The sequence below is a fragment of the Bacteroidia bacterium genome, from assembly GCA_025056095.1.
GTDB lineage: Bacteria > Bacteroidota > Bacteroidia > JANWVE01 > JANWVE01 > JANWVE01.
In genome coordinates this window covers 1-14,517 of sequence record JANWVW010000010.1, presented here as the reverse complement: position 1 = coordinate 14,517, position 14,517 = coordinate 1, and the positions used below count along the sequence as shown (strand labels likewise).

The following is a 14,517-nucleotide window of genomic DNA, read 5'->3' as shown; positions in this document are numbered from 1 at the left end:
GTATTTTAGCCCTCTCAATCAATTCAAGCTTTAACCTCTATGAATAGGTACGTAAAAACCACGTTCTTATGGTTTGTAGCTATACTCACATCAGTAATATCAGTACCGCGTGTATACGCACAGGGTGGTGTGGGTAAGCTCAAAGGAGTGCTTAAAGATGCTAAAACGAAAGAAGGTCTGCCCTTTGTAAGTATTATTGTTGAACAGGGGGGAATACAAAAAGGAGGTACAACTACTGATATTGAAGGAAACTATGAAATCACACCTTTGATGCCCGGTGAGTACACACTCAAAGCGGTTTTTGTAGGATATAAAAGTATTGAAGCGACAAAAATTCAAATTGCACCTGCTAAAACTACATTTTTGAACTTAGAAATGGAACCTGATGACGGCGTTACTACTCAAACTGTAGTTGTTGAAACTGAAGCACCTATTATTGAAAAAGACAAAACCTCTTTAGGTGGAACACTTTCAAGAGAACAGATTATAAACCTACCTACTCGTAACATTGCTGACGCAGCAGGATTAGCAGGAGGTACTTTTCAACGCGATGATGGTAAGGGATTGAATATTGCAGGGCAGCGTTCTACAGGTTCTGTATTTTTTATTGATGGTATGAAAGTAGTGGGTTCAATTAACCTTCCTCAACAAGCAATAGGTAGCTTGAATATCATCACAGGTGGGGTTCCTGCTATGTATGGGGATGCAGTAGGAGGTGTAATTAACATTACTACTCGGGGTGCTGCGCAAGAATTCAGTGTAACGGGTGAAGCAGTAACCTCAAAGTTTCTTGACCCTTATAACTACAATCTTGGAGGGCTTACATTTATTGGTCCCCTTCTCAAAACAACAGCAAAAGATAAAAACGGAGAACCTATCCGCTCTGCAACAGATACTACTCAGTATTTGAAAAAAACTGTTTTAGGATACATGCTTGCGGCTGAAATAGAGTACCAAAAAGATCGTTTTCCTTCTCGTGTACCTATTTGGCAAGTCAAAGAAGAAAAACTTAATGAAATTAGAGAAAGACCATACAGATACAATGATGACAAGTCTGCATTACTTTACAATGCAGAGTTTCTGACCAAAAATGACATGTACACTCAAAAATTCAAACCCAATAACAGGGCACTTCGCTACACTATCAATGGAAAATTAGACTATCAGCCCACGGAATTCATAAATATTACCGCAGGTGCTAACTACGACTATACCCGTGACCAATTATGGCAAGCTACTAGAAGCTTGTTTGCATCAGAAGCTAATCGTATTAGCAATAGGTACACTTATCGCGGATTTGTACGCTTTACACAACGCTTTGCTGATGCTCCTCCTGATTCAACTACGAAAAATAGAGCAGGAAAATATGTAGATAAACGCTTGAAAAATGTTTATTATCAAGTACAATTAGACTATACCGCTAGCCAAGAGAGGCAATATGACCCTCGCCATAAATACAGACTATTTGACTACGGTTATGTAGGTAAATTTGAACAAAAATTCAGACCTATTTATGCTTACAATACTGACTACTTCTTTAGCGAACATCCTTTCAATGATACTCTATCTTTCACTGCATTTTATGATAACGTAGGTTATACATTCACTAACCCTGTCTTTACGCCTGGTACTCAAAACCCTTATTTGGTTAAGTATACGCAATTAGCTTACCAATTAGAGAAAGATAGGGGGGATAGTATTTACACTTTAGCTGAACTTGCTGCATTAAGAGGTTTGCGTAATGGTGATTTTCCACAAAATATTTATGGCTTGTATTCTCCCCCTGGGACTGTGCATAATTTAGCTCGTTATGTGGATGACCGTCAACTTCGCTTTACTGCTATGGGTTCTGGTGAATACAGGGGACACAACATAACCGCAGGTTTAGAATTAGAGCAAAGAAATCAATCTTTCTGGGCTATTTCGCCTGTGGGATTGTGGAGTTTGATGCGGCAAAAAGCTAATGCTCACCTACAAAGACCTGATTCTTCTTCTATTGAGTTGGTTAGAGATGCTAACGGTGTATGGACAGGATATGTAAATCATAAACCTCTATATAACGCTGCAGCTCAAACGGATTTTGATAAGAAACTTCGTCAAAAACTTGGTATGCCTATCAATAGCACAGAGTGGATTAACACAGACGCACTTGACCCTTCATTCTACTCTTTGGATTTATTCACTACAAATGAGCTACTTAACAATGGTAACAACTTTATCACTTACTACGGATACGACCATCTTGGCAGGAGATACAGGGGCAAACAACCTACTTTCTCAGACTTTTTCAAAGATACTGTCAATAGACCTATCTCTGCTTTTCGTCCTATTTACATTGCAGGATTTATACAGGATAAATTTGAAATTAACAACTTAATTATGAACGTAGGTTTGCGCGTTGATCGTTTTGATGCTAACCAAAAAGTCCTTAAAAACCCATTTGTACTTTACGAATACTATACCGCAGGCGAAGTTCGCGCAATGAATAACCCTGCTTTGGTAGTTCCTGATAATGTAAAAGATGATTGGACAGTTTATATAAACAATCCTACTAACCCTACTGCAATTGTAGGTTTCAGTGACCCTAAGTCTCATCCTGTATATCCTAAATTCTATGATGCAAACGGCGTTGAAAAACTGCCCAACCTGATATTTGGTACTAACGGTAGAGCATATCCTTATCTCAAAAATGGTGATAAACTTACCGAAGGCGCTTTTGTAGACTATAAACCACAAGTTAATATCATGCCTCGTTTAGCTTTCTCTTTCCCTATTACAGAACAAGCGGTATTCTTTGCGCACTATGATGTACTTACTCAACGCCCTGCATCAACAAACTTGATTATCTCACCTTTGGCTACCACTCCAGTAGATTATTTGTATTTAGTAGCTAATGCAACTCAATCTATTAATAACCCTAATCTTCGTGCAGACAGAACTATAGATTATGCTTTAGGTTTCAAGACTGCCCTCAATAAGAAAATGGCACTAACTATCAACGGTTACTACCGCGAATTACGTGACCAAATAAACATTGTCAATAGATCCTACGCTTATCCTATCAACTACACTACTTATGAAAATATAGACTTTGGTACAGTTAAAGGTTTTACTTTTGAGTACGAAAAACGTCCAGGGGAAAATTCTAATCTTCAACTTAATGTAATTTACACTTTACAGTTTGCGGATGGAACAGGTTCAAATGACCGTTCTGCGGCAAGCTTAGTTAACAGCGGCCAACCTAATTTACGCACACCTCTCCCTCTTGACTTTGACCAACGCCACGCTCTAGTAGTAACTGCAGACTACCGCTATGGTAGAGGTGAATTCTACAACGGACCAGAAAAATTACGTAAAGTACTTCAAGACTTTGGAGTTAACTTAACTCTTCGTGCAGGTTCAGGTACACCTTACAGTAGAATTCTTTTCCCTATTCGTACGGTAGATGCTAGTGCTGTTCAACGTACCACACTTGTAGGCAATCCAAACAGTGCTAGAATGCCTGCAAACTTCCGTGCTAATGTGCGTATAGACAAAGACTTCCAGATCAAAGTTGGGGGAGGTGAAAAAGGTAGCAAAACTTTGAACTTGAATGTATATCTTCAAATTCAAAATGTACTTAACAACAAAAATATCCAAAGTGTGTATCAGTTCACAGGGCAGCCCGATGATGATGGTTATCTCAACCATGCTGTGGCACAGACTTTCTTGCAACAACAAACTAATGCTGCATCTTACAGAGATTTGTACTCTATTCGAGTAAATCATCCCGATAACTACGGGCTTCCTCGTAGAACTCGCTTAGGAGTGATTATCTCATTCTAGTTGTAAATAACTTTTGTTAAACCTTAAAATTGAAGATGTATATGAATAAATCGTTGATATATCTTAACTGCTCAAAGGTGTTAATCTTAGCAGTGCTTTTGCTGATAAGCGGAAGCATAGTAGCTAGAGAAAATATTGGTGAGCGAGGAAAAACAAGTAAGAACCAGCGCACCTCAGGTGGATGCGCTGCGCCTACCTCCTTTGCTCAGTTGGACATAAATAATGTGCGTACTACACTGATGAATGGGGGTGACATGTGGTGGGACTTAGTGGGTAACCCAAGATATGAAGTACCTAAAAATAATACCCCTGGTGCAACTCCTAAACATGCTTTATTTGCAGGTGCTATCTGGATTGGTGGATACGATGGGGGAGGACAATTACGCCTTGCTGCCCAAACGTATCGCCAAACAGGTACAGACTTCTATCCTGGTCCGTTAGATGCTTCTGCTGAAATAGATCCCGCTACCTGTTTAAAGTATGATAGGCATTATACTGTCTTTAAATCTGAAATTGATGCTTTTATCAATGCTTATCAAACAGGTGCTCTGGCATCAGGTGCGTTTGCTATCCCTAAAAACATACTAGACTGGCCCGCCAAGAAAAACTTATCTGACCCTGATCTTGCACCTTTCGAAGATGTGGACGGAAACGGAGTCTACGACCCTAACTCAGGCGACTACCCCTTGATATTTGGTGACCAAGCAATTTGGTGGGTATACAATGACAAAGGTAATATCCACAGCGAAACTAGTGCAGAACCTATTGGTATTGAAATTCAAACCATGGCTTTTGCTTTCGTTACAAATGATGAAATGAACAATGCTACCTTCTATAAAAGTAAAATCATTAACAAATCTACTAATACCCTTAACCAGACTTACATTGGTCAGTGGGTAGACCCTGACTTGGGTAACTATGCTGATGACTATGTGGGCTGTGACACATTACTTGGCTTAGGCTTCTGTTATAATGGAGATGGTCTTGACGAAGGGGTATCGGGATATGGAAACTCTCTTCCAGCTATAGGGATAGACTTTTTTGAAGGTCCTATTGCAGACCCTGGTGATGGTATAGACAATGACAAGGATGGTACTATTGACGAACCAGGTGAGAAAATTATCATGAGCAAGTTTGTCTATTACAATAATGACTTTACTCCTTATGGCAACCCCAGTGCAGCTCAGCATTTCTATGGTTACCTTGATGGTAAATGGAAGGATGGAAATCCTATCGTAGATGATGGAAAAGATGGTGTTGCATCTACTACCCCAAATGCGTATACACCTAAGCCCACTAACTACATGTTTCCAGGAGGTTTATGTGGTGGTAACTTAGGCTGGACCGAAGCTAATGCTGGTAACAATCCTGCCGACAGACGCTTTATACAATCCGCAGGTAAGTTTACACTTCAACCTGGTGCTGTAAACTACGTTACCATAGGTGCTGTGTTTGCACAAGGTACTACTTTGGGTAGCAACACAGATGCAATATGTAACCTTATTAAAGCAGATAAAAAAGCCCAAGCTCTTTTCGATAATAACTTTAAACGTGTGTCTGGACCTGACGCACCCGTGGTTACCGCAGTAGAACTCGACCGTACCATCATTTTGAACTGGGACAATCCTATTAACTCTAATAATTATCAAGAAAAATATGAACAAAAAGACCCTGAGTTAGTTATTGCAGGCGCTCCTGATACAACTTACAATTTTGAAGGTTACCTTATTTATCAACTCAAAGATGCTACTGTAAGTATTTCAGATTTAAGAGATCCTAACAAAGCTCGCCTAATTGGACAATGTGATGTTAAAAATGGAGTTACTTCTATTATTAACACAACTGTTGATCCTGTTTTAGGTCCTGTCAATACTTTGATGGTAGCTAATGTACCTGATGTAAGTGACAAAGGTACCTTCAAAACTTTCAAAGTTACCACTGACCAATTTGCTATCGGAGATAACCGCTTAATTAACAACAAGCACTACTACTTTATGGTAGTGGCTTATGCCTACAATGCTTATGCAGTGTCCGAAAAATTCAAACAAAGTGATAATGCCAAAGTGGTGGTAGCAATGCCTCACTTGACTATGCCCGAAGAGAATGGTATGATATTAAATGCTGAATATGGCGAAATGCTTCCTATCACTCGTGTAAGAGGAACAGGAAACGGTGGGTTTAATATTCAGCTAGATGAGGCTACTATCAATGAAATTTTGGCAAAAAATGCACTTGAAGAACTCACCTACAAAAAAGGCTATGGACCTATCCAAGTACGCGTAATTGATCCTAAAAAGGTAAAAGAGTTAGACTATCAACTTGTCATTCCACCCCAACTAGATCGCTGGTTTTTGATTGATAGAAATACAAAAGATAGTATTTATTATTCAGGTAACTCAGGACCTTTCAATGCTATTACTTTAACCAGTGATGGAACTACTAACCGCGTGTATGTATTTGGTGCATCAGGAAATATTTCTCGCAGCTTCTCACCAACAGTAGGTAACATGAATATGCAGCAAGTAAGAAGGATATCCTCTTTCAACATAAATGCTGCTGATGCTATAAATGTTGCAACAAATAACCGAGATATCATATTAGGAGTAGGGGATAGAGGCAACTTAATATACGCTTATGATAGCACTGCTACTGCCAACAGTTTATTCAAAACTTCAAAGCTAGCTACTTCAACAGGTGAAAAATCAGATAAGCTAACTGCAGTAGCTATTTCAGGCGACTATAATGGCACACTGCAAAATGTACTTATAGTAGGAGTAGCTAAAAATACTGCGGGGCAGACAGTTACCAACCTATACTCTATGAGACTTCATGCTAATACTATTGTTAAGAATAGGCCTAGTTGGAACGCTTTATCTATCGGTAGTATCATTAGCGAGGAGTATGTAGCTGCTGAGTATGTCCCTGTATCTAGTTCTGGCAACCCAACTGCTTGGATTGGTGGAACTGCTAGTGGAGTACCTAAAATAAAATGGGCAGATAACTCAGTATTTGCTACCAGCTCGCCTTCTTCTACTTGGAACGACGCTGTATTGCCCGCAGGTCTAACAGGTACTATCAAAGCAATTTACATGAAAAATAGCACAAATGGATATGCAGTTGGTACTAACGGTATATTCTTGACCACTACGGATGGGGGCAAAAACTGGACTAACAGTGCTTCTGCATTACCCAACTTGAACAACATAACTCTCAACGCTATTCACTTCAATGGTACTACAGGTTTGATAGTTGGAGATAAAGGTAAGGTTTACTTCACAACAGATGATGGTGCTACTTGGAACGAAGACCGTTCTTTACAAAACAAATCTGTAGCTTTCCAATCTGACCTCAGAGCTTGTTTGCTAGTTACTTCAGGGGCATCCGCGCGCGGGGTAATTGTAGGTACATTCAATAGTGTATTCACTTTTGATAACGCCTTACCTAATCACCAAAAAGTAACTCTTGTGCCTAGTGGTCAAACGAATGATGGTGGTGAAGAGATATTAGAGGAATATGGGTTAGGTATAAAAGTTGTCTTTGCTGGTAGTCCAGGTCAATATAAGCCTGTGAACATCACAGAACTGGGTAATGGAAATCAAAATAACAATTGTGTGATGTTGTTCAAAGATAATACTAAAAAATGGCTTACAGGTTTAGCGAGCATTGATAACTACTATAGAGAATGGATTGTTAGTAGTAAGGCTAAATACACTTCAATATCTGGACCCGGAGGTATGGGTGATAACGACTATGTAGGTAAAGATATAGACCATGACGGTTACTTCAGCAAGATTCTTGGCGGAACTTGGGCGCCACTTCGCTTAACAAAAGGTCCTGGAGTTTACCAACCTTTCAGTAGTGCTGTAACTGCTAATATTACTGATGGGCCCTTCCCTTCACCTACGACTCTGCGGCGCAAAAATGACATCACGGTATCTATCTCTGCTGCCCAAATTACGCTTGCACAAGATGGAGGTATTCCTACCGCTGCTAATGAACTTGCCATTACAGCCCAGTATAATGGAAACAAAACATGGTACAATGGGAATGTGCTTCCCAACGTAGATATTGTCATTACCAGCGATGTAACTAAGTGGTCTAAATGCTTAGTCGTAGAAAGTACCACAGAAGTAGACTATTTACCTGCAGACCTACCCAGAACTATTGAACGTCCATTCTTGTACAAACAGCGCCCAAGCAAAATTTTATCAGGCGGTAAGCTAGTAACAACTTCCGATCCTACAGATGTAGGTTTCAGCTACTTCCCAGGCTATGCAATTGATGTGCTCACTGGAGAAAGATTAAATATATTCTTTGCCGAAGCCTCTCGATTTGGAGCGCAAAATGGTGATGACATGATTTGGAATCCAACTCCTGATGATGGCTTTCATATTGTAAACCAAGCACCTTCAGGTGTCCCTACTATGGGTGGTAAGCACTATATCTACGTAACCAACAGCCGTTATGACTCTTGTAAAACTATTAAACGTGCTATGGACTCACTAATCTACCACCTTGATGTAGCAAATAGTCCCATTACGGTTTGCTCTCGTTGGTTAGGTAGAGCATACGCATCAGTAGCTTGGGTAGGAATTCCTACTTTAGTTAAAGGGCGCCAACTCTTAGAAACTGATGTTATTATCAGATTACGCACTGATCGTAGATTTGACTCTTTTAATCCTCTTCGTACTGGTACTAACGACTCTCTTAACTTAAACTACCCTATCTTTAACTTCTCTACCAAAGGCTTTGCTACCATTACAGGAGATAAAAACACTGCAAAAAGTGCTCTCGACTTAATTCGTATCGTTCCCAATCCATACTTGGCATATTCAGCTTATGAGCAATCTCAAATAGACACCCGCGTACGAATCACGAATTTACCTCAAAAGGTCAAAATAAAAATCTTTACTCTGTCAGGGCATCTAGTTAGGGTATTAGATAAAGATGATCCATCCACAACGATAGATTGGGATCTGCGAAATACCGCAGGTGTGCCTGTGGCGAGCGGCGTGTATATATTCCATATTGATGCCCCTGGTATAGGTGAAAAAGTGCTGAAATGGTTCGGAGTAATGCGTCCAACCGACCTAGACTCGTTCTAATATCTATACACAAGTTACATGCGCCTTTGAATGGGTGCGTGTAACTTGTGTTTTGGTTCTTTTTCTATTAAATAGTTCAATCTTATTTAAGGAAAACAAATATGAAATTATATCGTATAACTTACCTTATCTTTATCGGACTACTTTTATCAAAACAGGGAACAGCAGGTAACCCTGACCGTATTGGTCAAGCAGGAGCCACAGAACTGCTTATCAATCCTTGGGCAAGAAGTGCAGGCTGGAACGCACTCAATACAGCTAGCATCAGAGGCGTAGAAGCATTGACAAATAACTGTGCAGGTATCACCCATTTAAACAACAAAACTGAACTCCAATTCTCTCGCACAAATTGGCTAGTAGGTACAGATATAAAAATCAATGCTTTTGGTTACGGGCAAAGAATTGGCGAAGACAACTTTATTGGAATCTCTGTAACTTCCTTTGACTTAGGAGAATTCATTCGTACTACAGTAGACAACCCTGAAGGTATAGGAACTTTCTCTCCTCAGTTGCTAAATGTAGGTGCTACTTATGGTAGAAAATTCACCCAAAATATTTTCGGAGCAATGACCATACGCGTAATTTCTGAGTCTATTACCGACGTTAGTGCCATTGGTGTTGCAGTAGATGCAGGTATACATTATTGGACAGGTAGAGATAGTGCCTTCAAATTTGGGGTTACCCTTAAAAACATAGGTCCCGCTATGCAATTTAGAGGTAATGGACTAGCTGTCAAAACTACATTGAACACAGCTACTAACTCCACTACTTATGCGCTTACCGTAAGTCATCGCTCTCAATCTTTTGAACTTCCCCTGCAATTGATGATAGGTGCATCTTATGATTTTCGTTTTGCTCAAAACTTTCGTACCACAGTGGCTGCCAACTACACTTCTAACTCTTTCTACTATGACCAAATGGGCTTAGGCACTGAAATTGCCTACAATGAAATGTTTATGATCCGTGCAGGTTTTAATTATGAAAAGCATATTTTTGACAAAGAAAAAAGACTCAATGCACATACAGGGTTAGCGCTTGGCGCTACCGTAGAACTTCCCTTTGGTAAAGAAAAGAAAAACTCTTTTGGAGTTGATTATTCTTACCGTACCACTAATCCTTTCAACGGTACGCATGCTATCGGTGTTCGCTTGAATATCTAAAACTAACTCAACTTCATTGGGCAGCTAATCGGCAATAGATTAGCTGCTTTTTTATTTTCCTTTCAAGCAGTTTTTTAATAAACGCAAAAATTTTTATTTTTGAGCATGAAAACAACCTTCCAATATCTTGGACATTCCTGCTTTTTATTAACAACTAACGGGCAAAAAGTTCTAGTTGACCCTTTCATTTCTGGAAATCCTTTGCCCGATGCACAAAAAATAGATATCAAGTCTATCATGCCTAACTTCATTCTTATTTCACATGGGCACGCAGACCATATTGCTGATGCCGTAACTATTGCGCAACAGTCTGGCGCTACTTGTATATGCAGTTGGGAAATACACGAATGGCTACAAAAACAAGGAGTTACAAACACACACCCTATGAACACAGGCGGATTTTGGAACTTTGCTTTTGGTAAAGTACAAGCCGTAGTAGCGCATCATAGTTCAGGGCTACCTGATGGTACCTATGGCGGTAATCCTATGGGCTTTGTCTTAAATTTATCCGATATTACCTTGTACTATTCAGGCGATACTGCTCTAACCTTAGACATGCAACTGATACCTAAAAGACATAAAGTTGATGTAGCCGTGTTGCCCATAGGAAGCAATTTTACTATGGATATAGACGATGCTTTGACCGCAGCTCAATTTGTGCAAACTAAAAAAGTAATTCCTGTGCATTACGATACTTTTGGATTCATAGTAGTGGACAAAGAAGAATGTGCTATAAAAGCTAAAAATGCAGGTATAGAGCTTATCTTTGTCAAAATAGGAGAAACCATTACTTTGAGTTAATTGCCGATAACAGACATACTTATTTTAAGCTTAGCCGCTCTTGGAGCGGCTACATTGTCTGCGGTAGCAGGCTTTGGCGGAGCTTTGATTCTTTTACCTATTTTGAGTGCTTTGTTAGGTGTCAAGGTTGCAATTCCTGTACTTACCGTAGCACAATTTTTAGGAAATGCTTCACGAGTGTGGTTAGGTAGAAAAGAGCTTTGTTGGAAACCTATTGTATATTTTTTGATTACGGCTGTTCCGCTTAGCCTTTTAGGTAGCTATACCTTTGTAAAAGCTGATGTAGCTTGGATCAAAAAGTTTGTAGGGATGATGCTTATAGCTGTGGCAGTATATCGTAGGTTATACAAGCCTGTGATGCGATTTTCTAATAAAATAATGTGGATTGGAGGGGCATTGACAGGTTTTATATCGGGCTTAGTTGGGAGTGCGGGTCCTCTTGGGGCGGCTTTTTTCTTAACCTTAAATCTAACAAAATCTGCTTATGTAGCCAGTGAGGCTTTTACGGCGTTAGTTATGCATGCTGTAAAAACTTTGGCTTATCAAAAGTGGATGGATATAGGCAAAAATGAGCTTTACCTTGGGCTTTTTTTGGGCTTGATTATGATTTTAGGTAGTTGGATAGGCAAGAGGATATTAGAAAGATTAAATGTGAAGTATTTTACTTTTGTGGTTGAGCTTTTGTTGATAGCATCGGGCATAAAATTTATTGTTCAGTAGTTGGTTGATATGTTTTGTTGTGTTGTTAGATTTTTATTTTCAGTGAAGGAATAGTTAATTTTTTGGGCGTGTCCTTGTGGGCGTTTCGCTTCGCTCATGCCCACAAGGTCGGCGTGCTGCGGGCTACGCTTTCGCTTCGGTGCTACGCTTCGCTCCGCACCGTGCTAACGCACGCCCTTCGCATGCCTCACGCAAGGGATCTCTGAAAAAGCCATTTCTCTGTAACTTATGCAAGGTTTTAGCTTGTAAGTACTTGTACTTCAAGCTTAAACAAGGTAAAGACATAATTGCTTATGTTATCCGCGTGAGGGGCATGGAGCATGCCGTTAGGCAGTGCGCAGCGTTAGCGAAGCACCGTAGCGAAGCGCAGTGCGGAATGCCCCGACCCTTGCGTCAGCAAGGGGCACGCCCAAAATAAACCTGCTTTCAAAATATCAATATCTAATTTGCAGAATCATCAAAGCACAAAATACAAACTAAGCAATAAACAACATCAAAAGCCCATATTTAACAACCTCTAATTAAAATAGTACTTGTAATATCGTTTGACTTTTGGCCGCTTTTTGCCATAGTCTATGCTTTTTTCACGAATTAAGCCATTTGGAAAATACGTGTAAGTAATAGTTTTTTTATTATCCTTCAATTCTTTAAGGTAGCCTCTGCGGTCGTAGGTCAGAGTCGCCTTGTATTTATTTTTGGTCTTATCTTCCAAGTTTCGAGCTTCTATACCTATTAACTTATGTGTCTTTTTGTGGTAAAAATACCTAAACTCAACCTTTGGAATAGGCGGAGCATCATACTGATCTTCTTCTTGATAGACCTTGATAATCTTACCATAATCATCGTATGTAATCGTGTAAAGCATACCTTTATCAAAATCATCTTTGTACTCTTGATAGCGCTGCAAACGAACCTTCACCTTATTATTCTCTAAATAAGTAAAAGTAATTTTCTGTAAAAATTCTGTTTCTATCTGCTCAATCAGAGTTTGACCGTTAATTTTAGTATACTTGAACTGAAAAGGCGCTTGTACAGATTGATACGCAATCAAATTTCCACGGTCTAAATGCCATGTTTCTATAATACCTTGAACCGAATCTGTATTTTTAAGTACATTCACTTCTACCTTTTTAACATCTAATTTTTTGAGTAATTTTTTTTGTAGTTGATAATCTGAATCAGGAAAGATGAAGTAGTCTGCCACAGTTTGTGAACTTACAAAATGTACGCTTATCAATACATTTAATGCTAACAGTACCCACTTCAATCTATCCATATTTACAAAATTACGCATTTTTATTTTGGATAAAGGAAGTAGCCCCGTCTGATGAAGAGTATAAAGGTTTTCCTATCCATTTATAGATAGCACTTTTGTAGTAGCTTGTATCTAAGATGTTTGCATCTGTGGTGGCAAGGTAAGTGATAATGATACTTACAGGTAGTAAGATATACACGCCCAACCAAGCACCATGTACAGCGGCTATTTCTTGTTTGAGTGCCATTTTTCTACCCCACTCTGAAATAATCCAATACAAAATAAAAAACACCGTAGAAACTACCGTTGGCAGCCCTAACCCCCCTTTACGAATAATAGAACCTAGCGGAGCGCCAATTCCCATGAAAATGATACATATAATAGGTAACGCAAATTTTTGATGATACTCTAACTCCGCCTTAATTTTTCTTTTCTGACTTTCTATCAAATCGTTCCTGTATCCAATCAAGTAATCCCTATGCCCCTGTGCTTGGTTGAAAGCATTCCGATAAATTAAATTTTGCTTATCTTTAGCAAACCATTCAATCACTGGTTTTGCAGCCCAATCAGGATTGAACGAGGTATTTTGCTTTTTGAGCGAACTATCGTAGTGGAAGTAAGGTTTGAAATACTCTTTTGCATTGTGTATCATTTTAGCTATTTCAACTTGCAAAGAGTCTTGCATGCGTACTAACTGCTTTGTATTTTTCATTTTTTCTGAATACAAGAATAATTTTTTATCGGTTCGGTTAAGTTGTAAAGAGGAGATATCAAATAAAGTAGTGTATTTGCGAAAATACGTTGTAGCATGTGGAAAGTTTTTAGCTTTATTAGGTTCAGGTAGAAGTTCTTCGTGCAGCCAGCCATCGTACAGTGTCATTACTAAGTAGTTTTTATCTCGGGTAAATTGCATTTTACCTTGCTTAGCCACGATAATTTTGTTTGCGCCTAAGTTAGAGGTATGGTCGTAGATTAACACATCTGTCAGGGTATTTGTAGCGTTATCTACCTTTTTTGCTTGTATGCTTACATCTTTAATACCGTTATAGAAAACGCCTGAAGTCAATTGAAAAGCAGGTTTAGCTTGGGTAATGTCGTAAAGCAAGCTATAAAAATTCAAGTTTGCTTTGGGTATAACCAAATTCGCATAAAAAAATAGCCCTACGGCTAAAAGAAGATCGGCGATGAGTAAGGGCATCATAATTCGGGGCAGGCTGATACCTGCGGATTTCATGGCTACCAATTCGTAATGTTCGCCCAAGTTGCCAAAGGTCATTAAAGAAGAAAGTAAAATAGCCATAGGTAGGGCGTACAACACGAAAGGAACTATGGCATAACCAAGTAGTTCTAAAATTACTTCTGTGGCTAAGCCTTTGCCAACAAAATCATCCAAGTATTTCATTACAAACTGCAGCATCAGCACAAACAGGGCAATAAAAAAGGTAACAAAAAAAGGACCCACAAAAGAACGCAGTACTAATAAATGTAAGCTTTTGAACATGAAGCAAAAATACAATTTTATTTACGTTTTGGGCGTGCCCTTGTGGGCGTTTGCCCACAAGGTCGGCGTGCTGCGGGCTACGCTAACGCTTCGGTGCTACGCTTCGCTCCGCACTGGGCTAACGCCCACCCTCCGCATGCCTCACGCAAA

8 protein-coding genes are annotated in these 14,517 nt (G+C 39.4%); 6 read left to right on the top strand and 2 right to left on the bottom strand.

The window, feature by feature from the left end; translation table 11 throughout:
* Nucleotides 1-39 precede the first annotated feature (39 nt).
* From NZ519_01595 to NZ519_01570, 6 genes are all read left to right on the top strand, one after another.
* On the top strand, nucleotides 40-3,825 hold the full coding sequence (locus NZ519_01595) for a TonB-dependent receptor (protein MCS7027433.1): 3,786 nt from the start codon (nucleotides 40-42) through the stop codon (nucleotides 3,823-3,825).
* Nucleotides 3,826-3,866: 41 nt separating this feature from the next.
* Complete coding sequence (locus NZ519_01590; GenBank protein ID MCS7027432.1) at nucleotides 3,867-8,930, top strand: YCF48-related protein; 5,064 nt, start codon at nucleotides 3,867-3,869, stop codon at nucleotides 8,928-8,930.
* Between the two features lie 101 nt (nucleotides 8,931-9,031).
* A complete protein-coding gene (locus NZ519_01585; GenBank protein MCS7027431.1) occupies nucleotides 9,032-10,090 on the top strand; it encodes a PorV/PorQ family protein in 1,059 nt (352 codons plus the stop codon).
* Nucleotides 10,091-10,195: 105 nt separating this feature from the next.
* Nucleotides 10,196-10,891 (top strand): metal-dependent hydrolase, encoded by a 696-nt coding sequence (locus NZ519_01580; GenBank protein ID MCS7027430.1) that lies wholly within the window; start codon nucleotides 10,196-10,198, stop codon nucleotides 10,889-10,891.
* Nucleotides 10,892-11,611 (top strand): sulfite exporter TauE/SafE family protein, encoded by a 720-nt coding sequence (locus NZ519_01575; GenBank protein ID MCS7027429.1) that lies wholly within the window; start codon nucleotides 10,892-10,894, stop codon nucleotides 11,609-11,611.
* 76 nt (nucleotides 11,612-11,687) lie between these two features.
* A complete protein-coding gene (locus tag NZ519_01570) occupies nucleotides 11,688-12,029 on the top strand; it encodes a hypothetical protein (GenBank protein MCS7027428.1) in 342 nt (113 codons plus the stop codon).
* A gap of 99 nt (nucleotides 12,030-12,128) precedes the next feature.
* Here NZ519_01570 and NZ519_01565 read toward each other — a convergent pair whose 3' ends face one another.
* Together NZ519_01565 and NZ519_01560 are read right to left on the bottom strand one after the other, a co-directional pair.
* Nucleotides 12,129-12,887 (bottom strand): hypothetical protein, encoded by a 759-nt coding sequence (locus NZ519_01565; GenBank protein ID MCS7027427.1) that lies wholly within the window; start codon nucleotides 12,885-12,887, stop codon nucleotides 12,129-12,131.
* 10 nt (nucleotides 12,888-12,897) lie between these two features.
* Nucleotides 12,898-14,367 (bottom strand): LptF/LptG family permease, encoded by a 1,470-nt coding sequence (locus tag NZ519_01560; protein ID MCS7027426.1) that lies wholly within the window; start codon nucleotides 14,365-14,367, stop codon nucleotides 12,898-12,900.
* Nucleotides 14,368-14,517: the final 150 nt, after the last annotated feature.

Excerpts from the sequence above, each read along its gene's own strand:
- NZ519_01580 (MCS7027430.1), top strand. The coding sequence starts at position 10,196 with ATGAAAACAACCTTCCAATATCTTGGACATTCCTGCTTTTTATTAACA.
- NZ519_01560 (MCS7027426.1), bottom strand. The coding sequence starts at position 14,367 with ATGTTCAAAAGCTTACATTTATTAGTACTGCGTTCTTTTGTGGGTCCT.
- NZ519_01585 (MCS7027431.1), top strand. The coding sequence starts at position 9,032 with ATGAAATTATATCGTATAACTTACCTTATCTTTATCGGACTACTTTTA.
- NZ519_01565 (MCS7027427.1), bottom strand. The coding sequence starts at position 12,887 with ATGGATAGATTGAAGTGGGTACTGTTAGCATTAAATGTATTGATAAGC.
- NZ519_01595 (MCS7027433.1), top strand. The coding sequence starts at position 40 with ATGAATAGGTACGTAAAAACCACGTTCTTATGGTTTGTAGCTATACTC.
- NZ519_01590 (MCS7027432.1), top strand. The coding sequence starts at position 3,867 with ATGAATAAATCGTTGATATATCTTAACTGCTCAAAGGTGTTAATCTTA.